Below are 25801 nucleotides of genomic sequence, written 5' to 3'. Positions count from 1 at the left end.
CTGCCCGAGCCCTGGCTGTCCCGGCTGAACGCCGACTGGCCGGTCTGGGCGCGCGACGCGCAGCTGCCGCCCGGCCTGCTGGCGGGGCAGGCGGCATGGTCGACCTGGCTTCTGCTCGGCGGCCGCGGCGCGGGCAAGACGCGGGCCGGGGCCGAATGGGTGCGCGCGCTGGCGCTGGGCGTGGCGCCGGTCGCATCCGCGCCGGTGAGCCCGATTGCGCTGGTGGCCGAGACTTTGCAGGACGGCCGCGAGGTGATGGTCGAGGGCGTCTCCGGCCTCCTGACGGTGCATCGCCCGCACGAGCGGCCGGCCTGGAGCCCGTCGCGCCGACGCCTGGAATGGGCCAACGGCGCGGTGGCGCAGGTGTTCTCGGCCGAAGACCCGGATTCCCTGCGCGGGCCGCAATTCGCCGCCGCCTGGTCGGACGAGCTGGCCAAGTGGCGCTTTGCCCAGGCGACCTGGGACATGCTGCAGTTCGGCCTGCGCCTCGGTGCCGACCCGCGCCAGCTCGTCACCACGACGCCGCGGCCGATCCCGCTGCTGAAGCGCCTGATCGCGGACGCGGGCGTCGATAGTGCGGATACCGGGCCAGGCACGGGAACGGTGCTGGCGCGGATGCGCACGCGCGAAAACGCCGGCAACCTGGCCCCGGCCTTCCTGAACACCATGACCGGGCGCTATGGCGGCACCCGGCTCGGCCGCCAGGAGCTGGACGCCGAGCTGATCACCGAGCGGCCCGACGCCCTGTTCAAGCGCACCGCGATCGAGGCGGGCCGCGTGGTTGCCGCGCCCGACCTGATCCGCGTCGTCGTCGCCGTCGATCCGCCGGCCGGTTCGCGCTCGGCGCGCCGGGGGGCGGCCTGCGGCATCGTCGCCGCCGGGCTGGCCGATGGCGGCGGGCTGTTCGTGCTCGCCGACGCCACGCTCGAGCGTGCCCGGCCGACGGCCTGGGCGCGGCGCGCCGTGGGGCTCTATCACCGGCTGTCCGCCGACCGCCTGGTCGCCGAGGCGAACCAGGGCGGCGACATGGTGGCCGCGGTGATCCGCGAGGTCGATGCCGCCGTGCCGGTGCGGCTGGTGCATGCGCGCCGCGGCAAGTGGCTGCGGGCCGAGCCGGTCGCCGCGCTCTACGAGCAGGGCCGCGTCGCCCATGTCGGCGCGCTGCCGGCGCTGGAGGACGAGATGTGCGATTTCGGCCTCGACGGCCTGTCGGACGGCCGCAGCCCGGACCGGCTCGACGCGCTGGTGTGGGCGCTGAGCGAGCTTGCGCTGGCGCCCGGCGCCGAGCCGCGCATCCGGGCGCTGTGACGTAGCGGAACGGCCGGGGCAGGGCGGGGTACGGCGTTGTTGCCGTGCGACAACAGGTCGAAAAATTGATGAGGCGGCGTTGTATTCCCCCTTGCGGTGCCCGGCCAACGGGTGCTGACTTGCCCGACAGGCGACAAAGGACAAGCGAGAAGGGGGCGTCCATGCACGCGTTGATCCGCACTACCGCTGTCGCGGCCGGTCTCGTCGTGACGGCGGGCATGGCCCAGGCGGCCGACATCTACACGCCGCCGCCGGAAGTGATTCCCGTGGTGCCGACCATCGACTGGACCGGTTTCTATATCGGCGCCCACGCCGGCTATGGCTGGGCCAGCGGCGACGGCACCACCTCCTATCGGCCCAATCCTGCGGCGTTCGGGGCCAATCCGTTCTCCGCGTCGACCGACCTGGACGGGTTCCTGGGCGGCGTGCAGGGGGGCTTCAACTGGCAGAGCGGGGGCTTCGTCGGCGGCGTCGAGGCCGACATTTCCTGGTCCGGCATGGACGGCAGCGAGCGCGTCGCGCCGCTGTCGCTGTTCGGCGGGCCGGCCGTGCCCGGCTGGTTCCAGAACCAGTCCGGTGACATCGACTGGTTCGGCACCGTGCGCGTCCGCGCCGGCTTCCTGGCGACCCCGGAAATGCTGCTTTACGCGACCGGCGGCCTCGCCGTCGCCGACGTAAGCTACAGGACGTTCACCTCGTTCACCCCCGCACCGCCGTTCCAGTATGGCGCCTCGGCGTCGGAGACGGCGACGGGCTGGACCGTGGGCGCCGGCGCCGAATGGGCCTTCGCCCCGAACTGGTCGGTCAAGGCGGAATACCTGTACTTCGATCTCGGCGACCTCGACTACGTCGCGCCGCCGCGGGCGCCCAATCCGCCCTTCGCGGTGACGCAGAGCTTCGACACCACCGGCAGCATCGTCCGCGTCGGCGTCAACTACCGCTTCAGCTCCTACTGAAGCGCCGGCGGCGGGGCCGCCGCGGGGCCAAGCCTCCGCCGGCCTGTACAGATCTGGGCAACAGCCTTCTCCGAGGGCCGGCCATCGCGCCGGCCCGTTTTTTTTGCCCGCGCGGCGGTTCCGCCGCGCCCGGCGCGCTATCCGCGAGGCTCCCCGTGCTATCGTTCGACACTTTTCTCGCCCGCCTGTTCGGCGGCCGGTCCCGGTCGCCCGCCATACCGCCGCCCACGCCGATGGAGGCCAAGGCCTCGGCGACCGGCCGGCTGATCGCCTTCCACGCCCAGGGCCAGCCGGTGTGGACGCCGCGCGACTATGCCGCGCTCGCCCGCGAGGGCGTCCAGAAGAACCCGGTGGTCCATCGCTGCGTGCGGCTGATCTCCGAGTCCGCCGCCTCGGTGGCCTGGCTCCTGCACGAGGGCGACGGCGAACGCGACCGCCATCCGCTGCTCGATCTGCTCGCCCGCCCCAACGCCCGCCAGTCCGGCCAGGCGCTGATGGAGGCCGTCTACGGCTACCTGCTGGTCGCCGGCAACGCCTATGTCGAGGCGGCCGGCGTCGACGGCGAGATCCGCGAGCTGCACGCGCTGCGGCCCGACCGGATGAAGGTGGTGCCCGGCCCGGACGGCTGGCCGGACGCCTACGAGTACACCGTCAACGGCCGCTCGGTGCGTTTCGACCAGACCCAGCACCAGACACCGGTCCTGCACCTGTCGCTGTTCCATCCCGCCGACGACCATTACGGCCTCGGCCCGCTGGAGGCCGCCGGCACCGCGCTCGACCTGCACAACGCCTACGGCGCCTGGAACAAGGCGCTGCTCGACAACGCCGCCCGGCCCTCCGGCGCGCTGGTCTTCGAAGGCGAGGGCAGCCTCAGCCTCGACCAGTTCGAGCGGCTGAAGACGGAGCTGGAGGACCACTACCAGGGCGCCGCCAATGCCGGCCGGCCGCTCCTGCTGGAAGGCGGGCTCGCCTGGCAGGCGATGGGCATTTCGCCGCGCGACATGGACTTCATCGAGGCGCGCCGCGAGGCCGCCCGCGACATCGCGCTGGCCTTCGGCGTGCCGCCGATGCTGCTCGGCATTCCCGGCGACAACACCTATGCGAACTACGCCGAGGCCAACCGCGCGCTGTGGCGCCAGACCGTGCTGCCGCTGGTCGGCCGCACCGCCCAGGCGCTGGCCCACTGGCTCGCCCCCGTCTTCGGCGACGGGCTCCGGCTGTCCGGCGACGTCGACGCGATCGACGCCCTGTCGGCCGACCGCGCGGCGCTGTGGTCGCGGCTCACCGCCGCCGATTTCCTCACCGACGACGAGAAGCGGCTGGCGGTAGGCTACGGGGTGCGCGAATGACCGAGGTGCTGGACCGGGTGCTCGACGCCGTCCTCGCTCGCGGGGACCTCGCCCACCTGGCGCTGTTCCTCTGGGCGGGGACGGCGAGCGCCCTGTCCTGGCACGCGCTCAGGGAGCTGGCGCGGTCCAACCGCCGCTTCGAGGAATTCGTGACCGCGCTTGCCCACGTCGACCGGCTGATCCGCGGCCGCGACTGAGCAGTGGGCAGGCCCGGCCCACCCGGTCGCGGATCGGCGTCCGGCCCATTTTCGCGCGTCGATCCGGGGCGTCACAGGGTATGCAGCGGCTCGTTGACGGCCCGTCCCACCGCCGGAATGGCCGGTCTGGCGATGCCCGTCCTGCCCGGCGAAGCCGCCGCATGATTGGGCAAAGACTGATTAAAGACTGGTCACGTTCTCCTATTCTGCGTGGATTGATCGCTTTTTGTTCTATTATTAATAGCCGGTTTATTTCTTATTCTTTACGTAGGGTAATAAAAAGCATCCGCTTTTCGATTCTTGATGGCGCAAATAATCGCCGGATGCGATGCCGGCGGGATGCCTGCCCCTTTCCCGGAGGAAGCCGGCAGACAACCGGAACAGGCAGGCGCCGGAGTGGGCCGGCGCCAGTCCGCGCCCGTCGCCCGTTACCGACAGGACCCGCCAATGCCTCAGACAACCGACCGGCGCGCTGCCGACGGCCGTGCCGCCGTTGACGGCCGCGCCGCCAATCACCCGCGCCAGGGCCATACCCGGGACGACCACGCCCGCGTCTTCGCCGATTTCGCCGAGACCCTGGCCGGTCTCGTCGCCGCGACCCGAAAGCACAAACGGAGATCCGCATGACAAGGAGCAGGAGCGGGGCACCGCGTCGCCGGGGCCCGTCCGCCCGGAAGGTCTCTTGCGACCGGTACAGCCGCCGCGACGGCGACGACCCGATCGGACGCGAGCGCAAGTTCGCCCCGGTCGACCTGAAATCGGTGGCGGCGGACGGCACCTTCTCCGGCTACGCCTCGATCTTCGGCAAGGCCGATCTCGGCGGCGACCTGGTGGAGCCCGGCGCGTTTTCGCGCAGCCTCGCCGCGCGCGGCGTCGCCGGGGTCAAGATGCTGTTCCAGCACGATCCCGCCGAGCCGATCGGCGTCTGGCAGGAGCTGGCCGAGGACGGCGTCGGGCTGTATGCCCGCGGGCGGCTGATGCCCGAGGTGGCGCGCGCCCGCGAGGTCTTGTCGCTGATGCGCGCCGGCGCGCTCGACGGCCTGTCCATCGGCTTTCGCACGGTGAAGGGCCGCACCGATCCGAAGACCGGCATCCGCCGCCTGTCCGAGATCGATCTGTGGGAGGTCTCCGTCGTCACCTTCCCGATGCTGCCCGAGGCGCGCATCGAGGCGGTCAAGCGATCGCCGTGGGCGTCCGGGCCGTCGGGACCGTATGACGGAGGCGCCATCGCCGCCGCCATCCGCCGCGCCGCCGCGCGGATGGCCCGCCGCTGACGCGCCGCCCGTCCGGCTTGGGGCTGTCCACCCAATAGCCGTCCCTCCGTGACGCAAAGGCCGGCTGGGCCCTGGATCAAGTCCAGGGCACGCGGTTTTTCTTGGTGCAGACGCCTCGCCACCAAGGACGACTGCGTTGCCGGGTCGGTTGTCTGGCCCCACGCGCTCGGCAAACCAAAGCAGCGTGCCCTGGACTTGATCCAGGGCCCATGAGGCGGTGGCGGGAGGCTCAGTGGTTGAAGCGATCGAACAGGTCGTCCCAGTCGGGATTGGCCATCTCGATCAGCGAGATCTTCCAGTGCCGGCGCCAGCCTTTCAGCTGGTGCTCGCGGCGGCGGGCGTCGTCGAGATCGGCGAAGGCCTCGGCATGGACGAGACGCTTTACGTCGTACGTGCGGGTGAACCCGTCGGCGAGGCCGTTCCGGTGTTCGAAGATCCGCCGCGCGATGTTGGCGGTGACGCCGATATAGAGCGTGCCGCGTCGCCGGCTCGCCAGGATGTACACCCAATAGCCGTCCACCGGTGAAGCAAAGGCGGCATGGGCCCTGGATCTAGTCCAGGGCACGCGTTTCTTCGTGGTGCGGACGCCTAGCCGCCAAGGACGTCTTCTCTGCCGGGCCGGTTGTCTGGCCCCACGCGCTCGGCAAACCGAAGCCTCGTGCCCTGGACTTGATCCAGGGCCCAAATGGCCGCGCCACTGGCGGCGGCCGTCCCGTAGTTCTCAAACCTCGAACCAGGAACCCCGACACATGACACGACATTTCGCGCGTCCCCGCTCCCGCAAGGAAGGCGAAGAGATCGCCGCCGGGCCGACCAGCCTGGAGGTGGTGGAGGCCTTCGACGAATTCATGGCCGCCTTCGAGGCCTTCAAGGAGGCCAACGACGAGCGCCTGGCGCAGATCGAAAGCCGCGTCTCCGCCGACGTGGTGACGACGGAGAAGATGGAGCGCATCAACCGCGCGCTCGACGAGCACAAGCGGCTGGTCGACGGGCTGGTGCTGAAGTCGCGCCGCCCGCCGCTGTCGGGCGAGCGGCCGGAGACCTCGCTGTCGGCGCTGCAGCACACGGCGGCCTTCGAGGGCTACGTGCGCCACGGCGCCGAGGGCCAACTCCGCGCGCTCGAGGCCAAGGCCATGTCGGTGTCGTCCGATCCCGACGGCGGCTATCTCGTGCCCGACGAGACCGAGCGCGAGATCGGCCGGATGCTGTCGCAGGCCTCGCCGATCCGCGCCATCGCCGGGGTGCGCGAGATCTCGGCCTCGGTCTACAAGAAGCCCTTCGCCATCACCGGGCCGGCCACCGGCTGGGTCGGCGAGACCGCGGCGCGGCCCGAGACCAACAGCGCCACGCTGGCCGAGCTCACGTTCCCGGCGATGGAGCTCTACGCCATGCCGGCGGCGACCCAGACCCTGTTGGACGACTCCGCCGTCAACATCGACGAGTGGATCGCCGGCGAGGTGCAGGTCGCCTTCGCCGAGCAGGAGGGCGCGGCCTTCGTCTCCGGCGACGGCAGCAACAAGCCGAGGGGTTTCCTCGATTATACCGCCGTGGCCGAGGCGTCCTGGAGCTGGGGCAATCTCGGCTATGTCGCCACCGGCGTCGACGGCGCTTTCCCCGCCTCCGATCCCTCCGACGTGCTGATCGACCTGGTCTACGCGCTGAAGGCCGGCTACCGGCAGAACGCCACCTGGGTGATGAACCGGCGCGCCCAGGGCGAGATCCGCAAGATCAAGGACGCCGACGGCAACTACATCTGGCAACCCGCCGCCCAGGCCGGAGGCACCGCCTCGCTGCTCAACTTCCCCGTAGCCGAAGCCGAGGACATGCCGGACATCGGCTCCGACACGCGGGCCATCGCCTTCGGCGACTTCCGCCGCGGCTACCTGGTGGTCGACCGGCTCGGCGTGCGCATCCTGCGCGATCCCTATTCCGCCAAGCCCTACGTGCTGTTCTACACCACCAAGCGCGTCGGCGGCGGCGTCCAGGACTTCGACGCCATCAAGCTGATGAAGTTCGGCGTGAGCTGAGACGGGAGCGGTCGCCCGGCGCGTCTGCCGGCCGGTGTCTTCCTGCTAGGCGCGGCGCTTTCGGGGCAAGGCGCTGATAGGGCAAGGCACCCGGGGCGCCGCGCCGACCCCCCTCTCCATCTCTCCCCCGCAAGGGGGGAGAGGGCGATCTATCGACCGCCTGCACGAAGCTCCGGGGCCCAAGGTCCTGGGGCCCAAGGCCCTGGTTTTGGCCACGGCCGTGCCACGCGACCAGCCGCGTGTCCCGGACCTGATCCGGGACCCAATCGGCCCCTCGGCACGGCATCCCCGCCGATAGGGAACCCGGAGCCGCAAAACTCAGACCCGCAAATCACAGGGCCGCCCCCCGCGCGATCGCCCGTCACCGGGCCTTTCAGGAGACCCTCATGACCCTGATCCTCGTCACGCCGCCGGCGGCCGAGCCGCTGTCGCTCGCCGACGCCAAAGCCTTCCTCAAGGTCGAGCACGACGACGAGGACGCACTGATCGGCACGCTGATCGCGGCGGCCCGGCTGCACGTGGAGGCGGCCATCCGCCGCGTGCTGGTGACGCAGGCCTGGCGGCTCGTGCTTGACGGCTGGCCGCCCGGGCGCACGGTCGAGATCCCGCTGTCGCCGGTCGCCGCCATTACCGCGGTCACGGTCTATGACCGCGACGGCGCGCCCGCCGTCCTCGATCCGTCCGCCTATGTCGCCGACGTCTCGTCGTTTCTCGCCCGCCTGATGGTGCGCGACACGGTGGCGCCGGGCGCCGCCTTCAACGGCGTCGAGATCGACTTCACCGCCGGCTATGGCGACCCCGCCGACGTCCCGGCGCCGCTGGTCCAGGCGATCCGGCAGCTCGTCGCCCACTGGTACGAGACCCGCGAGCCCGTCGCCTTCGGCGGGCCGGTGGCGCAGGTGCCAGGCACGGTCGCCGCGCTGATCGCCCCCTACCGGGCGGTGAGCCTGTGATGCCGCTCGGCAGGCTGCGCAGCCGCGTCACGCTGCAGGCGCCGGTCGATGCCGACGACGGCGCAGGCGGCACGACGCGAAGCTGGCAGGACGTGGCCACCCTGTGGGCGCGCGTCGAGCCCCTGCGCGCGTCCGAGCGCGTCGAAGCGGAGCGCATCGAGGCGGCCGTCGATATTCGCGTCACCATCCGCTGGCGACCGGACGTCAGTTCCGCCATGCGCCTTTCCTTCGGCACGCGGGTCTTCGAGATCCGCGGCCTGATCGACCGCGAGGAGCGCCACCGCTACCTCGACTGCCTGTGTGAGGAGACCCCCGCATGAAGCTCAGGATCCGCCTGACCGGCGCCGATGCGCCCGGTAGGCTCGCCCGCCGCCTCGAGGCGGGACTCGAGAAAGCGCTGGAGGCTGGGCCCGAGATTGCCCGCCCGCCGCGCCTCGAAGGCCGGTTCAAGGACCATCGCGACATCGCCGCGCCGCGCGGCGAGGCCGGCGACCTGCGGGTGACGCCGCGGCCCGAGCCGCGCGCCCCTCTGGGCGGCACCCGCAGGGGTGGAACCTACAGGGGTGGCACCCGATGAGCGCGGCGCTGGCGCTGCAATCGGCGCTGGTCGCCGCGCTGCGCGCCGACGCGCCGCTGACCGCGCTGCTCGGCGGCCAGGCGATCCATGACGGCGCGCCGCAGGGCGCGGGCTTTCCGCATGTGAGCCTCGCCGACCTGACCTCGCTCGACTACGGCGACGTCTCCGGCGAGCGGCAGGAGCACTACGCGACGCTGCTGGTCTGGTCGCGCCAGGGCGGCCGGCGCCAGGCGCTGGAGATCCTCGGCGCCGCCACCGCCGTGCTCGACGGCGCGCCGCTGGCGCTGGCCAGCCACCGCCTGGTCAATCTCGCCGTCGAGCGCACCGAGGCCCGCCGCCAGGCCGACGGCGCCACCTGGCGCGGCCTGATGCGCCTGCGCGCGGTGACGGAAGCGGACTAGGCGCGACGCGCCGGCGCCGCCGATAGGGAATGCGGGCGTGTGGGACGCCGCGCGGAACCAGAACCGACCCATCACACCACGGAGACGCCGATGGCCGCCCAGAAAGGCAGGGACCTGCTCTTGAAGATCGACTCCGACGGGGTCGGCACCTTCGTCACCGTCGCGGGCCTGAGAACCCGCACGCTCGGCCTGAACGCCCAGAGCGTCGACGTGACCGACATGGAGTCGGCCGGCGAGTGGCGCGAGCTGCTGGCGGGCGGCGGCATCAAGCGGGCGTCGATCACCGGCGCCGGCCTGTTCCGCGACGCCCAGTCGGACGCGCTGATGCGCCAGCTCTTCTTCGACGGGGCGATCCGCGCCTTCCAGGTGACGATCCCCGACTTCGGCGTCATCGCCGGCCCGTTCCAGATCACCGCGCTGGAGTTCTCCGGCCGCCACGACGGCGAGCTGACCTTCGACATGGCGCTGGAATCCGCCGGCGAACTGACCTTCGCGGCGGTGTAGGGCCATGGCCAATCCCCTTCGCGGCGAGATTTCCGCCCGTCTCGGCGGGCGCGACCGCACATTGTGCCTCACCCTCGGCGCGCTCGCCGAACTGGAGGCGGCGCTGGGCGCCGGCGACCTGATGGCACTGGCCGCGCGTTTCGAGGCCGGCCGGCTGTCGGCGCGCGAGGCGATCGCGATCATCGGCGCCGGCCTGCGCGGGGCGGGGCACGAGATCACCGACGCCGAGGTGGCGCGGCTGCCGATCGACGGCGGCGCGGCCGCCTATGTCGGCCTCGTCGCCGACCTGCTGGAAGCGACCTTCGGCGCGGCATCGACGGCCGATCCGGACGGCGGCGCGCCAAACCCTACGGCGGCGGGCTGACCGGCGACCCCGATCCGTCCGCCGACCGGCCCGCCGGTTCACACGACATGGGTTCACCCGAGACTGCCGTGCCGCCCGAGCGGCGGTTCCCCTGGGGAGCGCTGCTGGGCTTCGCGGTCGCCGTACTGGGCTTGAGCCCGCGCCAGGCCTGGGCGGCGACGCCGCGCGAACTGGCGCTCGCCGCCGGCTGGCTGGCGTCGTCGCATGCTCTGGCCCACGGTCTGGCGCCCGCGCCGACCCGCGACGATCTCGCCGCGCTGATGGCGCGGTTCCCGGACTGACCGCCAGGGTCCGTCGTATGGCCCTGGGCCCTGGATCAGGTCCAGGGCACGAGGCCCGTCAGGGGATCGACACCGTGCCACGGGTCGCAGCGCCGCGCCGCGCAACAGCCACGCCAACGGACAACGAACGGAACACGCCATGCCCGAGACCGACGACACACTGACCGTCCATGTGGATGCCGATATCTCGGCCTTTCGCGCCGACATGGAGGAGGCGACGCGCCTTGCCCGCGGCTTCGGCGCGGCGCTGACGGGCGCGTTCGAAAGCGCGGCGCTGAAGGGCCGGTCGCTCGGCGACGTGCTGCGCGATCTCGCCCTGCGGCTGTCGCGGCTGGTGTTGAGCGCGGCGCTGCGGCCGCTGGAGCAGGGCCTTGCGGCCGCCCTCGGCGCGGCGGTGCAGGGCGCGCTGGGGTTCGCCAACGGCGGCGTGCTCACGCCGTTCGCCGCCGGCGGCGTCGTCTCGCAGCCGAGCCTGTTCGCCCTCGGCGGCGGATCTGGACGCGGTGGCCTGGGCCTCGTCGGCGAGGCCGGGCCGGAGGCGATCCTGCCCCTGCGGCGCGGCCCCGACGGCCGCCTTGGCGTGGCGGCGCAGGGCGGCGGGGCGGTCCACGTCACCTTCAATATCCAGACGCCGGACGTGGAGGGCTTCCGACGCGCCCGCGGCCAGATCGCCGCCGATCTGTCGCGCACCGTCCAGCGCGGCGTCCGCAACCGCTGAGAGGCCTCAATGCGGCGCCAATGCGGCGGGTATGGGGCGCTCGAATGGCAAAAAGGCTATTGTTTTCAATGTCGTAACATTCTGTGATTGAAATTTCGGAACATCGCATCCGGTGCCGCGTTGATGGGCCACGTTCGAGACAGAACGCGATCCGATTCATGTCCGGCGGCCTCGCGCCGCCGGCACGAACACAGGAGATGACCATGACCGCACGACCCATCCGTTTCCTCGCCGGCTCGGCACTCGCCCTCGCGCTCGCCGCGCCTGCTTTCGCCCAGTCGGGCACGCAGTCCGATACGAGCCAGACCACCGAACCGCCCGCCGCCGTCGAACAGAACGGCGATACGATGCAGGCCCCCGGAAACGGCGGCATCGAGAGCGGCGCCGAGGGCGGCATGTCGATGGACAGCGACGCGCCGACGCTGAAGAACACGCTGACCGACGAGATGACGGCGCCGCCGGGTCAGGATGATCCGACCGCCGCCGCGCGGGCTCCCGCAGGCGCCCCCGTCGGCGCCGACGGATTGCCGGCCGGGCCGATCCTGACCGCCCAGAAGACCGGGCAGGTCGCCTCCGACACGTTCATCGGCATGGACGTCCGCAACCCCGAGGACGAGTCGATCGGCACGCTCGACGCGCTCGTCATCGACAGGCGCAACCGCGTCGTCGCCGGCATCGTCTCGGTGGGTGGCTTCCTGGGGATCGGCGCCAAGGACGTCGCCGTGAACTGGCGCGAGTTCGACTTCCAGCCCGAGCAGGAGGTCGCCGTGGTGATGCTGAGCCGCGAACAGCTCGAGAACGCGCCGGCCTTCCGCGACAGGGGCGACCTGCAGGCGCGGCTGCGCGCGATCGGCAACGGCGACTCTGAGACCCGGACCGACCGGCTGAACGCCGAGCCCGGCACCCCGGTCGACAAGCCGTCCGCCGCCGAATAGTCCCTGGTCCCCGCCTGCGGCGCGGTGCGATCCCCGGCCCAATTCGGGTCGACTCCGTTCATGCCCCCCGATCGCGCCACGCCGTGTGCCGGGCGGCGCCCGGAACCCCGTTCCGGTGTCGCCGCCCGCAACTTCCGAAGCCGGCCTCCTTCCTTTCGGAGGCCGGCTTTTTTCTGTCTCCCGTTAGCGGGCCGCCAAACGGTGGGGTCCCGTGGGATGGCCCCCGTGTGATGGTCCCCTTTTTAACGGGCCGAAGCCCGTCCGGTCCGCGCAGGATGTGCCCATGAGCTTTCACGAGATCCGATTTCCCGCCGATGTCTCGCGCGGCTCGACCGGCGGCCCGGAGCGGCGTACGCAGGTCGTCGCGCTCGCCTCCGGCCACGAGGCGCGCAACCAGCAATGGGCCGAGTCGCGCCGGCGCTACGACGCCGGCACCGGCATCAAGGACGCCGACGCGCTGCACGCCGTCATCACCTTCTTCGAGGAGCGCCGCGGCCGCGCCCACGGGTTCCGCTGGAAGGACTGGGCCGACTACAAGTCCTGCGCGCCGCTGGCCGTGCCCGCGCCCGCCGACCAGCCCATCGGCACCGGCGACGGCGTCGAGACGGTGTTCCAGCTCGTCAAGGTCTACGGCGCCGCGCACCTGCCCTGGACGCGCACGATCGCCAAGCCGGTCGCCGGCACGGTCCGCGTCGCCGTCGCCGGCATCGAGCTGGCTCCGGTGACGGATTTCGCCGTCGACGTCACCACCGGCCGCGTCGCCTTCGTCAGTCCGCCGGAGGTGGACGCCGCGGTCACCGCCGGGTTCGAGTTCGACGTGCCCGTCCGCTTCGACACCGATGTCATCGGCGTCGACCTCGCAAGCGTCCGTCACGGCGCCATCCCGCAGATCCCGGTGGTGGAGATCCGCATCTAGATCTAGGCGACGGCGACCGCTGTTCTGGGCCCTGGATCAGGTCCGGGGCACGAGGTCTCTTGTGTGTCCGCCACCGTGCCGAATGCCGCAGCAGCGTGTCCCGGACGTGATCCGGGGCCCATGCGGCGTCAGCCGCCAGGCCCCGGCGCACAGCGAAGGGTACTGCGATGAAAACCGTTTCCTCCGCGCTGGCCGCCCATCTCGCCGGGCCGGTGACGACGCTTTGCTGGTGCTGGAAGGTCAGCCGCACCGATGGCGTCGTCCTCGGCTTCACCGATCACGACCGGCCGATTTCCTTCGGCGGCACGACCTACGAGGCGGCGAGCGGGGTCGCGGCGAGCGAGATCTCCTCCAGCCTCGGCCTGTCCGTCGACAATCTGGACGTCGAGGGCGCGCTGTCGTCGGCGGCGATCACCGAGGCCGATATCCGCGCCGGCCGCTACGACGGGGCGGCGATCGCGGTCTGGCGGGTGAACTGGGCCAAACCCGGCCAGCGGCTGCTGATGCGCTCCGGCGCCATCGGCGAGGTGACGCGCGGCGAACTCGCCTTCACCGCCGAGCTGCGCGGCCTTGCCCATGCGCTCGACCAGACCGTCGGGCGCACCTATCAGCGCACCTGCGACGCGGTGGTCGGTGACCATCGCTGCAGCGTCGATCTCGACTCCGCCGCCTACAGGGGCAGCGCGGCGGTGACGGCGGTGCGCGACAACCGGGTCGTCTCGACGGGCGGCCTGGACGCCTACGACGACGGCTGGTTCCGATACGGCCGCCTGACCTGGACGTCGGGCGCCAACGCCGGCGCCGCGGCCGAAATCCGCGCCCATCGCAGGACGGCGGACGGGGCGGCGCTGACGCTGTGGCAGCGCGCGCCGCTGCCGATTGCGGCCGGCGACGCCTTCACCGTCACCGCCGGCTGCGACAAGACGATCCGGACCTGCAAGGCGAAGTTCGACAACGTGCTGAACTTCCGCGGGTTTCCGCACATGCCCGGCAACGACCGAGCCTTTTCCTATGTCGTCGGCCAGACCGGAGAGAACGATGGCGGCAGCTTCTTCAGGTGAGGCCCGGCGTGGCCGGCGGATCGCAGGATCGGTCGACCAGACGGTCAGCCGGGCGGCGATCGTCGCCGAGGTGCGGGCCTGGATCGGCACGCCCTATCATCACCAGGCGAGCCGCCGGGGCGCGGGCTGCGACTGCTTCGGCCTCGTGCGCGGCGTCTGGCGCGCCCTGTACGGGCCGGAGCCCGAAGCCGTGCCCGCCTACAGCCGCGACTGGGGCAGCGTCACCGGCAAGGAGGCGCTGATCGCCACGGCGCGGCGGCACCTGGTCGAGATCGCGCCGCGGGCCATCGCCCCCGGCGACGTGGTCGTCTTCCGCATCCGCGGCGGCAGGGTCGCCAAGCATGCCGGCATCGTTTCGGCGGTGGCCGGTGGGGTGGCCGGGGCGGCCGGCGGCGCTGATGCGGCGGGAGACCGCTTCGTCCACGCCCAGGAGGGCGCGCCGGTCTGCGAAGTCACCCTGTCGCCCTGGTGGCGCCGGCGCATCGTCGGCGCCTTTTCCTTTCCCGGACTCGAGCACTAGACCATGGCAACGCTTCTGCTTTCCGTCGCCGGCTCGGTGATCGGCGGCGCCATCGGCGGCCCGGCCGGCGCCGTGATCGGCCGCGCGCTCGGCGGGCTCGCCGGCGCCGCCGTCGATCAGACGCTGCTGGCGTCGACGGCAGCCCGGCCCGGCCGGGTCGGCCCGCGCCTGACCGCCGTCGATATCACCGGCTCCACGGAAGGCGCGGCGATGACGCGGCTCGTCGGCCGCACCCGGCTGTCGGGCCAGATGATCTGGGCGACCCGGTTCCGCGAGGACGCCGTCACCGACGACAGCGGCGGCGGCAAGGGCCTGGGCGGTGGCGGCGGCAGCACGACGACCTACACCTATTACGCCAATTTCGCCGTCGCCCTGTGCGAGGGGCCGGTCGACCGCATCGGTCGCATCTGGGCGGACGGGCGCGAGCTCGACCAGGATTCCGACGACGTCGTCATCCGCAAGCACCGGGGCCGGTCGAACCAGGGCCGCGACAGCCTGATCGAGGCCAAGGAGGGGACCGACGCGACGCCCGGCTACCGGGGCGTCGCCTATGTGGTGTTCGAGAACATGGCGCTGGAGACCTACGGCAACCGGATGCCGGTGATCACCGCCGAGGTCTACCGCTGCGTCGGCGACCTCGAGCCGCTCGTCCCCGCCGTGGCGCTGATCCCCGGCACCACCGAGTTCGGCTACGATCCCGGCACCGTCAACCGGCTGAGCGGGCAGGCCAGCTACACGGCGGACAACCGGCACACGCTGGAAGCGCCATCCGATCTCGTCGCCTCGCTCGACCTGCTCGGCAGCGTCGCGGAAAACTGCGGCTCGATCGTGCTGGTGGTCGCCTGGTTCGGCACCGACCTGCGCTGCGGCCACTGCGAGATCCGGCCGAAGGTCGAGAGCCGCGCCAAAACGACGATGAAGGACGGCATGCCCTATGCCTGGCGGGTGGCCGGCGAGGACCGCGCCACCGCCGACCTGGTGAGCCAGCTGCCCGGCGCCATTCCCGCCTTCGGCGGCGCGCCGAACGACGCCTCCGTGATCGCCTGCATCAAGGAGCTGAAGGCGCGCGGCTATCACGTCACCCTCTATCCCTTCGTGATGATGGACATCGAGGCCGGCAACGCGCTGCCCGATCCTTATTCCGACAACGCCGGCACGACCGGCCAGCCGGCCTATCCCTGGCGCGGCCGCGTCACCTGCTCGCCGGCGCCGGGCCATGCCGGATCGCCCGACAGGACAGCCGCGGCGGCGGCCCAGGTCGCGGCCTTCGTGGGCACGGCGCAGGCCTCGGATTTCGCCGCCTCGGCCGGCACCGTGGTCGACTATACCGGCCCGGCCGAATGGTCCTATCGCCGCTTCGTCCTGCACATGGCGACGCTGGCCGATCTCGCCGCCCGGGCCGGGGCGCCCGTCGATGCCTTCACCATCGGCTCGGAGATGGTCGGCCTGACGACGGTGCGATCCTCGGCGTCGGCCTATCCCTTCGTCGACGCGCTGGTCGACCTGCTGGGCGAGGCGCGCGCGATCCTCGGCGGCGGCACGAAGCTCGGCTATGCGGCGGACTGGTCGGAATATCACTCGCACCGGCCCGACGACGGCTCGGGCGACGTCCGTTTCCACCTCGATCCGCTGTGGTCCGACGCCGCGCTCGATTTCGTCGGCATCGACAACTACATGCCGCTGTCGGACTGGCGCGACGGCACCGATCACCTGGACTATGCCAATACCGGTCCGACGGCGATCCACGACCGTGCCTACCTGACGGCCAATATCGCCGGCGGCGAGTATTACGACTGGTACTACGCCAGCCAGGCCGACCGCGACGCGCAGATCCGCACCCCCATCGCCGACGGCGCCTACGGCAAGCCCTGGGTGTTCCGCAACAAGGACATCCGCGGCTGGTGGGAGAACGCGCACCACGACCGCCCCGGCGGCAGCGAGAGCGGCGCCCCGACCGGCTGGACCCCCGAGGGCAAGCCGATCTGGTTCACCGAATTCGGCTGCCCGGCGGTCGACAAGGGGCCGAACCAGCCCAACGTGTTCTACGACCCGAAATCGTCGGAAAGCGTCCTCCCGCACTATTCCTCCGGCGCCCGCGACGATGCCGCCCAGCGCGCCTACCTGCAGGCGATGCTCGACTACTGGACCGACCCCGCCAACAATCCGTCGTCGGGCGTCTATTCCGGCCGCATGGTCAACCGCGAGCGCATGGCGGTGTGGGCGTGGGACGCGCGCATGGGACCGTCGTTCCCGCAGGACGAGGCCACCTGGGCGGACGCGCCGAACTGGGAATACGGCCACTGGATCTCCGGCCGCCTCGGCGCCGCGCCGGCGCGCGAGGCCGTCACCCACCTGCTCGCCCGGTACGACATTCCGCTGTCGCTGCGTGACGTCCGCGACATGGCCGGCGTCGTCGACGCGGTGGTGGTCGACCGGCTGATGTCGATCCGCGCCGTGCTCGACGCGATCCAGCCCGCCTACCTGTTCCAGGCCTTCGAGAGCCAGGGCCAGCTGCGCTTCGCCTCCCGCCTCGGCGCGCCGGTGATCCGCGACGTCGGCCTCGACGACCTGGTCGACATCGGCGCGCCCGACGGCGGCGCCGGCGAGGTCGGAACGGACCGCTACGCCCGCACGCGCGGCCAGGAGACCGAGCTGCCCGACGCCGTGAAGATCGCCTATGGCGATCCGGTCAACGACGACCTGGCAGCCGGTGTCGAGGCGCGCCGCTCCGACGGCGGGTCGATGCGGGTGGAGCAGGTCTCGCTGCCGGTGGTGATGGGCGAGGCGCGCGCCCGCGCCCTCGCCGAGACGCTGCTGTTCGACGCCTGGGTCGGCCGCGAGCGGCTGGAGTTCGCGCTACCGCCCGCGCATCTGGATCTGGATCCGGGCGACGTGATCCGCTTCGAACCCGGCGGCGACGCCAACGGTCAGGAGACTTGGCGCCTCGCCGAGATCGACGACGGCGCCTATCGCCGCCTGCGCGCCATCCGCGTCGAGGCGAACCTGTTCGACGCCGCCGCGATGCCGCGCCGCGCGCGGCCGGTGGTGAGCGTGCCGGCGCTCGGCGCGCCCCTGGCCGTGTTCCTCGACGGCGCGCTTCTGCAGGACGCCGACGACCCCCATGCCGGCTATGTCGCCGCCTTCGTCGCGCCGTGGCCGGGCAGCGTCGCGGTCTACAAGAGCCCGGCCGAGACCGGCTTCGTGCTCGATACGATGCTCCCCACCCCGGCGACCGTCGGCACGACGGCCTTCGACTTCTACTCAGGCCCCCTGTGGCGCTGGGACCGGGTCAACGATCTCTATGTCGATCTCGAGGCCGGCACGCTGGCATCGGCCGAGGCCATCAACGTGCTGGCCGGCGTCAACGCGCTGGCGGTCGAGACCGCCGACGGCGAATGGGAGATCGTGCAGTTCCAGACCGCCGAGCTGATCGACGTGAACCGCTACAAGCTGTCGCTGCTGCTGCGCGGCCAGCGCGGCTCCGAGCACGCCATGCGCGATCCCGTCGCCGCCGGCGCCCGCGTCCTGATCCTCGACGCAGCGCTGCGGCAGCCCGACCTGTCCGATGCCGACATGGGCCTGCCCTATACCTGGCGCGTCGGCCCGGCGAGCCGCGACGTCTCCGACGCGTCCTTCGGCGTGCACACCATCACCATGGCCGGCAAGGGCCGCCGGCCGCTGGCGCCGGTGCACCTGGCGGGCCGGCGCGACCACGCGACCGGCGACTGGACGCTCGCCTGGGTCCGCCGCACCCGCGTCGGCGGGGATTCCTGGAACCAGACCGAGGTGCCGCTGGCGGAGGAGGACGAGGCCTATGAACTGGAAATCCTCGACGCGCCCGGCGGCGCCGTCCTGCGCACCGTGGCGCTGACCGAGCCGCGATACCTCTACACCGCCGCGGCCCAGACGGCGGATTTCGGGGCGCCGCAATGGACCGTCCCGATCCGCGTCCGCCAGATGTCGGCGAGTTTCGGCGCCGGCGTCGCCGCCGAGGCCCTGACCTGGGATCACTAGACCTGGGACCACTATACCGGGACAACTGGAAAGGCTGGACGATGGCAGAAACCGCGAGACTGCGTCTCCCCGAGATCGCCGCCGCGCAGGCGCAGAAGCACGTCACCCACAACGAGGCGCTGGTCGCCCTCGACACGCTGGTGCAGCTAAGCGTCCTCGACAAGGACCTTTCCGCCCCGCCCGGCAGTCCCGCCGAGGGCGACTGCTACATCGTCGCCGCCGGCGCGACCGGCGCCTGGACCGGCTGGGAGGATCGCATCGCCCGCTACGAGGATGGCGCCTGGCGCTCCTTCCTGCCTGGCGCGGGCGACGGCGTCGGCTGGCTCGCCTGGGTGCGCGACGAGGAGGCGTTCTACGTGCTGACGGCGACCGGCTGGGACGGACTCGCCGCCGGTTCCGGCGCGATCGAGTCCGGCACCTGGACCCCGGTCGTCACCTTCGACACGCCAGGCGATCTGTCCGTGACCTACCACGAGCGGTCGGGCACCTATGTGCGCGCCGGCGACACGGTGTTTCTGACCTACACGCTGCAATTCACGCCGACCTACACGACGGCCTCCGGAAGCTTCCGGATCGACGGCCTGCCGTTCACCGTCGTTGCCGACGGCCTCGGCACCTTCCAGCCCGGCTCTTCCGGCGGAAGCGCGATCCCGTCTTTTCCGGCCAGCACGAGCTATGTCGTCACGATCATGACGGCGATCGCCCAGAAGATCGCGCTGGTCGGGATCGGCAGCGGCAATCTGGGTGTGTTCAGCACGGTGCAGATCGTCAGCGGCACGAAATACTTGTTTCGCGGCGAACCGGTCTATGGCGCCTGATGGCAAGAGACGAAGCGGGGATCATCATGCCGACCGAACACACCATCACGGAAGTCCGCATCACGCCGGCCCGCACGGTTTACGACGACGACGGCGCGCCCGTCTCGCTGCCGCGCACGATTTCCTTCCGGTGCGATCCCGTTGCCGTCGGTCAGGGCCTGGGCGGCAAGGCCCTGCCGCATCGCGGCACGGTTCAGGTCGAGCCGGACCGCCCCGGTTCCGGCGCGACGATGGATGCCTTTCTTAGCCGCGCGGTCCCCATCGCGGCCGACGGAAAGACGATGACCGTCGCCGACATCCTCGCCGCGGCAGGGCTGAGCCTGGAGGGAAAAGACGGCGCGTGACGACGGAAACGGGCCGGGAAACGGCTCCGGGAACGGCAGGGAAGTGGCAGGAAAAACCGGCGCGATGGCCGTCGCGAAGGACGCGGGACCGCGGAGGAGTGGCCGGCCGGCGGCCGAAATGCGGTCTCCGCACCGCGGCTTTATGCTTTGAACTCAAAGATTTCCGGGGTTTCTTGATCGTTTGATCAAAAGTATTTCGTTGGATCAATATCTAGGATGTGCTGCGCCGCAACATGAACTATTAAGTATAGTAATCACTGTATTCTTCGAAAAAATACATAAAAATCAAAACTAGTGCGCGAGTCGTGCGGAGTCTTGGTTGGGATTGCGTGGTAACCTTAAGATTTAGACTATCGAAAAATTTCTAAAAATATTTCAAAATCTGGTCATATTTCGTTAGCAAATGCGCAGTGTCACGGCCCTTGAAGCCGGGGCGCTTTGTGTAACCAGCGACGGAACTGAGTATGACTGGAATTTCGCTGGGGCGTTTGGGCCTTCATGCAACCGCGCTGGCGACGGCCTCCGTCGTCGCCTCGTTCGCCGTGGCGCCGGCATCCGCGCGTATCCTCGACGGCGATCCGTCCGCGGTCACGCTGACCTTCTCGCCCAAGGATACGAAGACCGCCGGTTTCACCACCGGGGTCGGCCGCACGCAAGCCATCTCGGTGGCACGCCGCTATCTCGGCGGCAACCCGACCGGGCAGCGCTCGCAGTGGTGCGCGGATTTCATGAACCTGGTGGAGAAGAAGATCGGCCGCGAAGGCACGGGCTCCCGCTCCTCCAAGTCCTATCTGGCCTACGGCAAGCCGGTCTCCAACCCGCAGCCGGGCGACATCGTCGTCCTGGCCCGGCGGGGTGGCGGCCATGTCGGCTACTTCATGGGCTGGAAGGATGGCAAGATCGAGCTGATTTCCGGAAATCACGGCCGCAAGGTTGGCATCGGCACCTATCCGAAGTCGCGCGTGCTGGGATACCGGCGGCCCTGATCGCCCCACCCACTCGACCCAATCAGAAAAGGCCGTCCTCCGGGGCGGCCTTTTTGCTTTTGCAGGGAGACCGCGATGGCCCGGCACGGCTTCGAGGCGGCGCTGCCGCACGTGTTCCGCCACGAGGGCGGCTATGCCGACCATCCGCGCGATCCCGGCGGCGCCACCAAATACGGCATCACCAGCGCCACCCTGTCGGCCTGGCGCGGCGCGCGCGTCACCGCGACCGATGTGCGCCGCCTGACCCGGGCGGAGGCCGGCGCGATCTACCGGGCGCGCTACTGGGACGCGATCCTGGCCGACGACCTGCCGGCCGGCGTCGACTACTGCGTGTTCGACGCGGCGGTGAATTCCGGGCCGGGGCGGGCGGCGCGATGGCTCCAGGCCGCGCTGCGCGTGCCCCAGGACGGCATCGTCGGCCCGGTGACGCTTGCCGCGGCGGCGGCCACCGATCCCGCCCGGCTGATCGACGACATCTGCGACGTGCGCCTCGCCTTCCTGCGGTCGCTGAGCACCTTCGCGGTGTTCGGCCGCGGCTGGGAGTGCCGCGTCGGCGAGGTGCGCCGCGCGGCCCGGGCGATGGCGCGCGGCGGGGCGGCGACGACCACGCCACCGGATCCTCGCGGCGACGGCCGCGACAGCGCGCCGCCGGCCGGCGGCTTCTGGTCCATGCTCGCAGCGCTGCTGCGGGCGATCCTCACGGGAGGCAAACGATGATCGGCGCCCTTACCCCCTTCCTCGGCCCCGTCCTGGAGATCGTCAGGCGCGTGATCCCCGATCCCGCCGAGCGCGCCCGCATCGAGGCCGAGCTCACGCAGGCGGCCTCCGACGCCGAGGCGCGCCTGGCCGAGGCGCAGGCCGCGATCATCACGACGGAAGCCCGGGGCGGCCCGCTGCAGCGCAACTGGCGGCCGCTCTTCATGATCGTCTGCATGGGCCTGCTCGTCTGGCACGCCGTCGCCGTGCCGATCCTCGCCGCGATCCTGCATGTGCCGCTCGACGAGGTCGTCGGCCTCAAGGCCGTGCCCGACGGCCTGTGGACCCTGCTCGTCGTCGGCATGGGCGGCTATATCGGCGGGCGGTCGCTGGAGAAGGTGTTCACGGGCAGGGACAGGTGAGGGCGGTTGGCGCTTCTGCCGCTTTGCCGCTAGGTTCCCCGCCAAAGATGATCCCAGCCGGAGCTTTCCCGCCTTGTCCAACACCCTGACGATCACCGACGCGGCCCGTTCGCGCATGTCCTGCCGTGCCTTCCTCGATACGCCGGTGCCCGAAGACACCGTCCGCGCCATCCTCGACGCGGCGCGGTGGGCGCCGTCGGGCGGCAACCTGCAGCCCTGGCACGTGCACGTCGTCACCGGCGACGCGCTGGAGGATCTGCACGGCCGCATCACCCCGCGATTCGATACCCTGCCGCTGGCCGAAGGCGCCGAATACCAGGTCTACCCGGTGCCCCTGAGCCCGCCCTATACCGGCCGGCGCTTCAAGTGCGGCGCCGATCTCTACGCCTCGCTCGATATTCCGCGCGAGGACCGGCCGGCGCGCTATCGCCAGTATGCCCGCAACTTCGTGCTGTTCGGCGCGCCCGTCGGCATCTTCGTCTCGATCGACCGCCAGATGGGCCCGCCGCAATGGGCCGATGTCGGCATGTTCTGCCAGACTGTCATGCTGCTCGCCCGCGAGCACGGCCTGCATACCTGCGCCCAGGAAGCCTGGACCTTCTGGCACAAGACGATGACCGATTTCCTCGAACTGCCCGAGAACATGATGCTGTTCTGCGGCATCGCGCTCGGCCACGCCGACATGGACCATCCGGTCAACAACTGGCGCACCGAGCGCGCGGAGGTTGACGACTTCGCCGTTTTCCGGGGATTCTGAGCGCCCGACACACCTGAACGACCCATTCATCCGACGTTCAGCCAGGCGACACTACGGTTCCGGCCCATGAACAGGAACGCGCTCATAGGCCTTGCCGCCGCTCTCTTCGTCGCGCTCGCCGGCGTCGCCGCGGCGACGCCGGGCAACGCGCTTGCGTGCTCCGGCGGGCTCGGAGACAATTGCGCGGAGATCGATGCCGAGTTCGGGACCGGGGCCAACGGTCCGGCCGGTGTGGCCGGGGTTCCTGTCGCCGGGGGGCCGGGGCTTGCCGTTCCTGTTGTGCCGACGCCTGGGCCGATGCGGCTTGCCGGCGGCGGCTGCGGCGCCGCGGCGGCGCAGGCGGCGGCCGCGCAGGGCGGCCAGGTCATCGGTGCGCCGCGGGTGGTCCAGCGCGGCAACCGGACTCTGTGCGTGGTGACCGTGCTGATCAAGGACCCGAGCGGGCGCAAGCCGCCGACGCGCAAGCAGATCACGGTTCCGGCCAACTGACCGGGCCGGACAGTTTCGAAGCCGGACCTTAAGGGAAACACCACGATGCGTATTCTGGTCGTCGAGGACGACACGGATCTGAACCGCCAGCTCGTCGCCGCGCTGACCGACGCCGGCTATGCCGTCGACACCGCGTTCGACGGCGAGGAAGGCCATTTCCTCGGCGATACCGAGCCCTACGACGCCGTCGTGCTCGACATCGGCCTGCCGCAGATGGACGGCATCCGCGTGCTCGAGCAGTGGCGCGCCGACGGCCGCAAGATGCCGGTGCTGATCCTCACCGCGCGCGACCGCTGGTCCGACAAGGTCGCCGGCATCGACGCCGGCGCCGACGACTATGTCGCCAAGCCCTTCCACATGGAGGAGGTGCTGGCGCGCATCCGCGCGCTTCTGCGCCGCGCCGCCGGCCACGCCTCCAGCGAGATCGAGTGCGGCCCGGTGCGCCTCGACACCCGCTCCTCGCGCGTCACCGTCGACGGCAACGCGGTCAAGCTGACCTCGCACGAGTTCCGGCTGCTGTCCTACCTGATGCACCATCAGGGCAGGGTGGTGTCGCGCACCGAGCTGGTCGAGCATCTTTATGACCAGGATTTCGACCGCGACTCCAACACGATCGAGGTCTTCGTCGGCCGCCTGCGCAAGAAGCTCGACACCGACATCATCGAGACCGTGCGGGGCCTGGGCTATTCCATCAACGCCCCGGCTGCCGCCGATTGAGCGCGCCAAACACCGCGGTTCCGGCCAAGGTGCTCTCCCCCGCATACGCAGCGAACGACGTCGAGGCCCGGCGAACAGTCGGGATGTCGGGATGAGCGCGTCGTCCCGCCAGCCGGTATCGCTCGCGCTGCGGCTGTTCGTTCTGGCCGCGGTGTGGAGCCTGCTGGCGCTCGCCGCCGCCTATTTCGTGCTGGTCTCCTATTACCGCGCCGGACTGGAGCGCAATTTCGAGACCCTGCTCGACCTGCATCTGTTCAACGTCGTCGCCGCCATCCAGCAGGACGAAAGCGGGCGGATCTACGGCGAGCCGCAGCTCGGCGATCCCCGCTTCGAGAGCTTCCATTCCGGCTGGTACTGGCAGGCGATCCGCCTGGGCGGCAGCGATCAGGCGATTGCCTCGCCCTCGCTCGCCGGCGGACGGCTGGCGCTGAAGAACACCGAGGAAGCGCCCTTCGACGACGCGTTTCGCCGGGTGATGGACATCGAGGGGCCGAACGGCGAGACCCTGCGCGCCGTCGAGCAGCTCGTCCTCTTCGACCGCACGGGCGATCGGATCGCCTTCGCCACGGCCGCCGATCTCGGCGAGCTCGACGCCGACATCGCCGCCTACCGGAACCTGCTGGTAGCGGTGTTCACCGTGCTCGGCGTCGGCATCGTCGTCATCACCGTCGCGCAGGTGCGTCTCGGCCTCAGGCCGCTGCGGAGGGTCGGTGCGGCGCTGTCCGGCATCCGCGAGGGCAGGGCGGAGCGCCTGACCGGCGCCTATCCGCGCGAGATCGCGCCGCTGACCGCCGAGATCAACGCGCTGATCGAGTCGAACGCCAAGATCATCGAGCGCGCCCGCACCCAGGTCGGCAATCTCGCCCATGCGCTGAAGACGCCGCTTTCTGTGATCACCAACGAGGCGCGCACCGAGAAGGGGCCGCTCGGCGACAAGGTGGTCGAGCAGGCCGGGCTGATGCGCCACCAGATCGACTACTATCTCGACCGCGCCCGCGTCGCCGCGTCCGCCGGCGTCGTCAGCGCGGTGACGGAGGTGGAGCCGGTGGCCGCGACCTTCGCCCGCGCCATGGGCCGCATCTACGCCGACCGCGCCATCGACCTGACCGTCGATATCGAGGCCGGATCGCGCTTCCAGGGCGAGCGCCAGGACCTGGAGGAGCTGTTCGGCAACCTCGTCGACAACGCCTTCAAGTGGGCGACGTCGCAGGTGCGGCTGAGCTGCCGGCAGGCCCCGGACGGCGACCGAAAGATGCTCGAGATCGTCGTCGAGGACGACGGTCCGGGCTTGAGCGAGGCGGAATGCCGGGACGCGATGCGGCGCGGGCGGCGGCTCGACGAGACCCAGCCGGGCTCCGGCCTCGGCCTGTCGATCGTCCGCGACCTCGCCGAGCTCTACAATGGCAGCTTCGCGCTGTCGCGCTCGCCGCTCGGCGGGTTGCGCGCCGCGCTGCGGCTGCCGGCGGCCTGACCCCGTTTTGATGGCCCCGTTCGCCCCCCTGCGATCCCCCCCGCGACCATTCGCGACCATGATCGCCCCGAAAGCCATCGTTCCGCCCCATTTCGCCGCAAGGTCCGGCATCCGACGTTCGCGGGGCGTCGCCTATTGCCCAAACGACCGGCGCGCAGGGCTGCACCGCTGGCACATGATGAGGAAGAAACAGAAATGCATCTAGCGAAGTTCGTCGCCGTAGCGGCGCTCGGCCTGTCCGTCGCCGCCTGCAATGGCGATCGCGGCGGCGAGACGCTCGGCACCGTGGTCGGCGCGACCGCCGGCGGCATCATCGGCAATCAGTTCGGCTCCGGCGGCGGCCGGGCGCTGGCCACGGTGGCGGGCGTCGCCGTCGGCGGCCTGATCGGCAACCGTATCGGCGCCTCCGTCGACGAGGACGCGCGCCGCCGCGCCATGGAGGCCGAATACCAGGCGCTGCAGTACGGCCCGCCGAACACGCCGGTGGTCTGGCGCGAGCCCGACCAGGACGTCTATGGCGAGGTCGTCCCCGGCGCGCCCTTCCAGCGCGGTGGCCAGGATTGCCGGGACTACACCCACACCATCTACATCAACGGACAGCCGGAAGTCGGCCGCGGCACCGCCTGCCGTATGCCCGACGGCACCTGGCAGACCGTTTCCTGACAGGCTGTCGCCTGACGGCATCCGCCGGCCGGAATCGGAAAAAGGGGAGGCCTGGCCTCCCCTTTTTTGCCCTCAGCGAAGGG

At 71.0% G+C, this 25801-nt stretch carries 31 protein-coding genes; 29 read left to right on the top strand and 2 right to left on the bottom strand.

Features of this window, described 5'->3' with window-relative positions; genetic code table 11:
* From MUB46_RS05080 to MUB46_RS05065, 4 genes are all read left to right on the top strand, one after another.
* Window positions 1-1308 (top strand): DNA-packaging protein, encoded by a 1308-nt coding sequence (locus MUB46_RS05080; RefSeq protein WP_425256219.1) that lies wholly within the window; start codon window positions 1-3, stop codon window positions 1306-1308.
* Between the two features lie 161 nt (window positions 1309-1469).
* Window positions 1470-2264, top strand: a complete 795-nt coding sequence (locus MUB46_RS05075) for an outer membrane protein (RefSeq protein ID WP_261614793.1) — start codon at window positions 1470-1472, stop codon at window positions 2262-2264.
* 233 nt (window positions 2265-2497) lie between these two features.
* Window positions 2498-3613, top strand: coding sequence for a phage portal protein (locus tag MUB46_RS05070; RefSeq protein ID WP_261615003.1), 1116 nt, complete (start codon window positions 2498-2500; stop codon window positions 3611-3613).
* Window positions 3610-3810 (top strand): hypothetical protein, encoded by a 201-nt coding sequence (locus tag MUB46_RS05065; protein WP_261614792.1) that lies wholly within the window; start codon window positions 3610-3612, stop codon window positions 3808-3810. The genes MUB46_RS05070 and MUB46_RS05065 overlap by 4 nt, the downstream gene beginning before the upstream one ends.
* Window positions 3811-4059: 249 nt before the next feature.
* Here the strand turns inward: MUB46_RS05065 and MUB46_RS05060 are convergent, their stop codons facing one another.
* Window positions 4060-4419: a hypothetical protein gene (locus tag MUB46_RS05060; protein ID WP_261614791.1), complete on the bottom strand. Its 360-nt coding sequence runs from the start codon at window positions 4417-4419 to the stop codon at window positions 4060-4062.
* Window positions 4420-4433: 14 nt separating this feature from the next.
* Here MUB46_RS05060 and MUB46_RS05055 point away from each other — a divergent pair, with 14 nt between their 5' ends.
* Window positions 4434-5084, top strand: a complete 651-nt coding sequence (locus MUB46_RS05055; protein WP_261614790.1) for an HK97 family phage prohead protease — start codon at window positions 4434-4436, stop codon at window positions 5082-5084.
* 229 nt (window positions 5085-5313) lie between these two features.
* Here MUB46_RS05055 and MUB46_RS05050 read toward each other — a convergent pair whose 3' ends face one another.
* The gene (locus MUB46_RS05050) at window positions 5314-5649 is read right to left on the bottom strand and encodes a GIY-YIG nuclease family protein (RefSeq protein ID WP_261614789.1); all 336 of its coding nucleotides are present in this window, start codon (window positions 5647-5649) and stop codon (window positions 5314-5316) included.
* Window positions 5650-5833: 184 nt separating this feature from the next.
* On the opposite strand from MUB46_RS05050, the gene MUB46_RS05045 reads away from it, so the two are divergent.
* The 24 genes from MUB46_RS05045 (at window position 5834) to MUB46_RS04930 (ending at window position 25718) form a co-directional block, all read left to right on the top strand.
* Window positions 5834-7111, top strand: coding sequence for a phage major capsid protein (locus MUB46_RS05045; RefSeq protein WP_261614788.1), 1278 nt, complete (start codon window positions 5834-5836; stop codon window positions 7109-7111).
* Between the two features lie 386 nt (window positions 7112-7497).
* A complete protein-coding gene (locus tag MUB46_RS05040) occupies window positions 7498-8064 on the top strand; it encodes a head-tail connector protein (RefSeq protein WP_261614787.1) in 567 nt (188 codons plus the stop codon).
* A complete protein-coding gene (locus tag MUB46_RS05035) occupies window positions 8064-8384 on the top strand; it encodes a phage head closure protein (RefSeq protein ID WP_261614786.1) in 321 nt (106 codons plus the stop codon). The genes MUB46_RS05040 and MUB46_RS05035 overlap by 1 nt, the downstream gene beginning before the upstream one ends.
* Window positions 8381-8641 carry a hypothetical protein gene (locus MUB46_RS05030; RefSeq protein WP_261614785.1) on the top strand — a complete coding sequence of 87 codons (261 nt, stop codon included), beginning with the start codon at window positions 8381-8383 and terminating at the stop codon, window positions 8639-8641. Before MUB46_RS05035 ends, MUB46_RS05030 begins: the two co-directional genes overlap by 4 nt.
* Complete coding sequence (locus MUB46_RS05025; RefSeq protein WP_261614784.1) at window positions 8638-9042, top strand: DUF3168 domain-containing protein; 405 nt, start codon at window positions 8638-8640, stop codon at window positions 9040-9042. The genes MUB46_RS05030 and MUB46_RS05025 overlap by 4 nt, the downstream gene beginning before the upstream one ends.
* 90 nt (window positions 9043-9132) lie before the next feature.
* The gene (locus MUB46_RS05020; protein ID WP_261614783.1) at window positions 9133-9546 is read left to right on the top strand and encodes a phage major tail protein, TP901-1 family; all 414 of its coding nucleotides are present in this window, start codon (window positions 9133-9135) and stop codon (window positions 9544-9546) included.
* A 4-nt stretch (window positions 9547-9550) separates the two neighbouring features.
* Window positions 9551-9910, top strand: coding sequence for a gene transfer agent family protein (locus MUB46_RS05015; protein WP_261614782.1), 360 nt, complete (start codon window positions 9551-9553; stop codon window positions 9908-9910).
* A 47-nt stretch (window positions 9911-9957) separates the two neighbouring features.
* Complete coding sequence (locus tag MUB46_RS05010) at window positions 9958-10191, top strand: phage tail assembly chaperone (protein WP_261614781.1); 234 nt, start codon at window positions 9958-9960, stop codon at window positions 10189-10191.
* Between the two features lie 139 nt (window positions 10192-10330).
* Complete coding sequence (locus MUB46_RS05005) at window positions 10331-10909, top strand: phage tail tape measure protein (RefSeq protein ID WP_261614780.1); 579 nt, start codon at window positions 10331-10333, stop codon at window positions 10907-10909.
* Window positions 10910-11112: 203 nt separating this feature from the next.
* A complete protein-coding gene (locus MUB46_RS05000; protein WP_261614779.1) occupies window positions 11113-11844 on the top strand; it encodes a PRC-barrel domain-containing protein in 732 nt (243 codons plus the stop codon).
* Between the two features lie 283 nt (window positions 11845-12127).
* Window positions 12128-12760 (top strand): DUF2460 domain-containing protein, encoded by a 633-nt coding sequence (locus MUB46_RS04995; protein WP_261614778.1) that lies wholly within the window; start codon window positions 12128-12130, stop codon window positions 12758-12760.
* A 167-nt stretch (window positions 12761-12927) separates the two neighbouring features.
* Window positions 12928-13821: a DUF2163 domain-containing protein gene (locus MUB46_RS04990; RefSeq protein WP_261614777.1), complete on the top strand. Its 894-nt coding sequence runs from the start codon at window positions 12928-12930 to the stop codon at window positions 13819-13821.
* A complete protein-coding gene (locus tag MUB46_RS04985; RefSeq protein WP_261614776.1) occupies window positions 13799-14341 on the top strand; it encodes an NlpC/P60 family protein in 543 nt (180 codons plus the stop codon). The genes MUB46_RS04990 and MUB46_RS04985 overlap by 23 nt, the downstream gene beginning before the upstream one ends.
* Before the next feature lie 3 nt (window positions 14342-14344).
* The gene (locus MUB46_RS04980; RefSeq protein WP_261614775.1) at window positions 14345-18355 is read left to right on the top strand and encodes a baseplate multidomain protein megatron; all 4011 of its coding nucleotides are present in this window, start codon (window positions 14345-14347) and stop codon (window positions 18353-18355) included.
* 41 nt (window positions 18356-18396) lie between these two features.
* Window positions 18397-19173 (top strand): DUF2793 domain-containing protein, encoded by a 777-nt coding sequence (locus tag MUB46_RS04975; RefSeq protein WP_261614774.1) that lies wholly within the window; start codon window positions 18397-18399, stop codon window positions 19171-19173.
* On the top strand, window positions 19173-19517 hold the full coding sequence (locus MUB46_RS04970) for a hypothetical protein (protein ID WP_261614773.1): 345 nt from the start codon (window positions 19173-19175) through the stop codon (window positions 19515-19517). The genes MUB46_RS04975 and MUB46_RS04970 overlap by 1 nt, the downstream gene beginning before the upstream one ends.
* A gap of 464 nt (window positions 19518-19981) precedes the next feature.
* The gene (locus tag MUB46_RS04965; RefSeq protein ID WP_261614772.1) at window positions 19982-20503 is read left to right on the top strand and encodes a TIGR02594 family protein; all 522 of its coding nucleotides are present in this window, start codon (window positions 19982-19984) and stop codon (window positions 20501-20503) included.
* 75 nt (window positions 20504-20578) lie between these two features.
* Window positions 20579-21220 carry a glycoside hydrolase family 108 protein gene (locus MUB46_RS04960; protein WP_261614771.1) on the top strand — a complete coding sequence of 214 codons (642 nt, stop codon included), beginning with the start codon at window positions 20579-20581 and terminating at the stop codon, window positions 21218-21220.
* On the top strand, window positions 21217-21621 hold the full coding sequence (locus MUB46_RS04955) for a holin family protein (RefSeq protein ID WP_261614770.1): 405 nt from the start codon (window positions 21217-21219) through the stop codon (window positions 21619-21621). Before MUB46_RS04960 ends, MUB46_RS04955 begins: the two co-directional genes overlap by 4 nt.
* A gap of 73 nt (window positions 21622-21694) precedes the next feature.
* Window positions 21695-22378: a nitroreductase gene (locus tag MUB46_RS04950; RefSeq protein WP_315902703.1), complete on the top strand. Its 684-nt coding sequence runs from the start codon at window positions 21695-21697 to the stop codon at window positions 22376-22378.
* 66 nt (window positions 22379-22444) lie between these two features.
* Entirely contained in the window at window positions 22445-22867 is a 423-nt protein-coding gene (locus MUB46_RS04945) for a hypothetical protein (protein WP_261614769.1), read from the top strand.
* Window positions 22868-22912: 45 nt separating this feature from the next.
* A complete protein-coding gene (locus MUB46_RS04940; protein WP_261614768.1) occupies window positions 22913-23584 on the top strand; it encodes a response regulator transcription factor in 672 nt (223 codons plus the stop codon).
* A 91-nt stretch (window positions 23585-23675) separates the two neighbouring features.
* Window positions 23676-25055, top strand: coding sequence for an ATP-binding protein (locus MUB46_RS04935; RefSeq protein WP_261614767.1), 1380 nt, complete (start codon window positions 23676-23678; stop codon window positions 25053-25055).
* Window positions 25056-25250: 195 nt separating this feature from the next.
* Window positions 25251-25718, top strand: coding sequence for a glycine zipper 2TM domain-containing protein (locus MUB46_RS04930; protein WP_261614766.1), 468 nt, complete (start codon window positions 25251-25253; stop codon window positions 25716-25718).
* Window positions 25719-25801 lie beyond the last annotated feature (83 nt).

Origin of the sequence: Microbaculum marinisediminis, from assembly GCF_025397915.1 — a bacterium.
GTDB classification, from domain to species: domain Bacteria; phylum Pseudomonadota; class Alphaproteobacteria; order Rhizobiales; family Tepidamorphaceae; genus Microbaculum; species Microbaculum marinisediminis.
The sequence above is the reverse complement of the archived record's forward strand: the minus strand, read 5'-3'. Positions and strand labels throughout refer to the sequence as shown.

Excerpts from the sequence above, each read along its gene's own strand:
- MUB46_RS05075 (WP_261614793.1), top strand. The coding sequence starts at position 1,470 with ATGCACGCGTTGATCCGCACTACCGCTGTCGCGGCCGGTCTCGTCGTG.
- MUB46_RS05070 (WP_261615003.1), top strand. The coding sequence starts at position 2,498 with ATGGAGGCCAAGGCCTCGGCGACCGGCCGGCTGATCGCCTTCCACGCC.
- MUB46_RS05065 (WP_261614792.1), top strand. The coding sequence starts at position 3,610 with ATGACCGAGGTGCTGGACCGGGTGCTCGACGCCGTCCTCGCTCGCGGG.
- MUB46_RS05055 (WP_261614790.1), top strand. The coding sequence starts at position 4,434 with ATGACAAGGAGCAGGAGCGGGGCACCGCGTCGCCGGGGCCCGTCCGCC.
- MUB46_RS05045 (WP_261614788.1), top strand. The coding sequence starts at position 5,834 with ATGACACGACATTTCGCGCGTCCCCGCTCCCGCAAGGAAGGCGAAGAG.
- MUB46_RS05040 (WP_261614787.1), top strand. The coding sequence starts at position 7,498 with ATGACCCTGATCCTCGTCACGCCGCCGGCGGCCGAGCCGCTGTCGCTC.
- MUB46_RS05035 (WP_261614786.1), top strand. The coding sequence starts at position 8,064 with ATGCCGCTCGGCAGGCTGCGCAGCCGCGTCACGCTGCAGGCGCCGGTC.
- MUB46_RS05030 (WP_261614785.1), top strand. The coding sequence starts at position 8,381 with ATGAAGCTCAGGATCCGCCTGACCGGCGCCGATGCGCCCGGTAGGCTC.
- MUB46_RS05025 (WP_261614784.1), top strand. The coding sequence starts at position 8,638 with ATGAGCGCGGCGCTGGCGCTGCAATCGGCGCTGGTCGCCGCGCTGCGC.
- MUB46_RS05020 (WP_261614783.1), top strand. The coding sequence starts at position 9,133 with ATGGCCGCCCAGAAAGGCAGGGACCTGCTCTTGAAGATCGACTCCGAC.
- MUB46_RS05015 (WP_261614782.1), top strand. The coding sequence starts at position 9,551 with ATGGCCAATCCCCTTCGCGGCGAGATTTCCGCCCGTCTCGGCGGGCGC.
- MUB46_RS05010 (WP_261614781.1), top strand. The coding sequence starts at position 9,958 with ATGGGTTCACCCGAGACTGCCGTGCCGCCCGAGCGGCGGTTCCCCTGG.
- MUB46_RS05005 (WP_261614780.1), top strand. The coding sequence starts at position 10,331 with ATGCCCGAGACCGACGACACACTGACCGTCCATGTGGATGCCGATATC.
- MUB46_RS05000 (WP_261614779.1), top strand. The coding sequence starts at position 11,113 with ATGACCGCACGACCCATCCGTTTCCTCGCCGGCTCGGCACTCGCCCTC.
- MUB46_RS04995 (WP_261614778.1), top strand. The coding sequence starts at position 12,128 with ATGAGCTTTCACGAGATCCGATTTCCCGCCGATGTCTCGCGCGGCTCG.
- MUB46_RS04990 (WP_261614777.1), top strand. The coding sequence starts at position 12,928 with ATGAAAACCGTTTCCTCCGCGCTGGCCGCCCATCTCGCCGGGCCGGTG.
- MUB46_RS04985 (WP_261614776.1), top strand. The coding sequence starts at position 13,799 with ATGGCGGCAGCTTCTTCAGGTGAGGCCCGGCGTGGCCGGCGGATCGCA.
- MUB46_RS04980 (WP_261614775.1), top strand. The coding sequence starts at position 14,345 with ATGGCAACGCTTCTGCTTTCCGTCGCCGGCTCGGTGATCGGCGGCGCC.
- MUB46_RS04975 (WP_261614774.1), top strand. The coding sequence starts at position 18,397 with ATGGCAGAAACCGCGAGACTGCGTCTCCCCGAGATCGCCGCCGCGCAG.
- MUB46_RS04970 (WP_261614773.1), top strand. The coding sequence starts at position 19,173 with ATGGCAAGAGACGAAGCGGGGATCATCATGCCGACCGAACACACCATC.
- MUB46_RS04965 (WP_261614772.1), top strand. The coding sequence starts at position 19,982 with ATGACTGGAATTTCGCTGGGGCGTTTGGGCCTTCATGCAACCGCGCTG.
- MUB46_RS04960 (WP_261614771.1), top strand. The coding sequence starts at position 20,579 with ATGGCCCGGCACGGCTTCGAGGCGGCGCTGCCGCACGTGTTCCGCCAC.
- MUB46_RS04955 (WP_261614770.1), top strand. The coding sequence starts at position 21,217 with ATGATCGGCGCCCTTACCCCCTTCCTCGGCCCCGTCCTGGAGATCGTC.
- MUB46_RS04945 (WP_261614769.1), top strand. The coding sequence starts at position 22,445 with ATGAACAGGAACGCGCTCATAGGCCTTGCCGCCGCTCTCTTCGTCGCG.
- MUB46_RS04940 (WP_261614768.1), top strand. The coding sequence starts at position 22,913 with ATGCGTATTCTGGTCGTCGAGGACGACACGGATCTGAACCGCCAGCTC.
- MUB46_RS04935 (WP_261614767.1), top strand. The coding sequence starts at position 23,676 with ATGAGCGCGTCGTCCCGCCAGCCGGTATCGCTCGCGCTGCGGCTGTTC.
- MUB46_RS04930 (WP_261614766.1), top strand. The coding sequence starts at position 25,251 with ATGCATCTAGCGAAGTTCGTCGCCGTAGCGGCGCTCGGCCTGTCCGTC.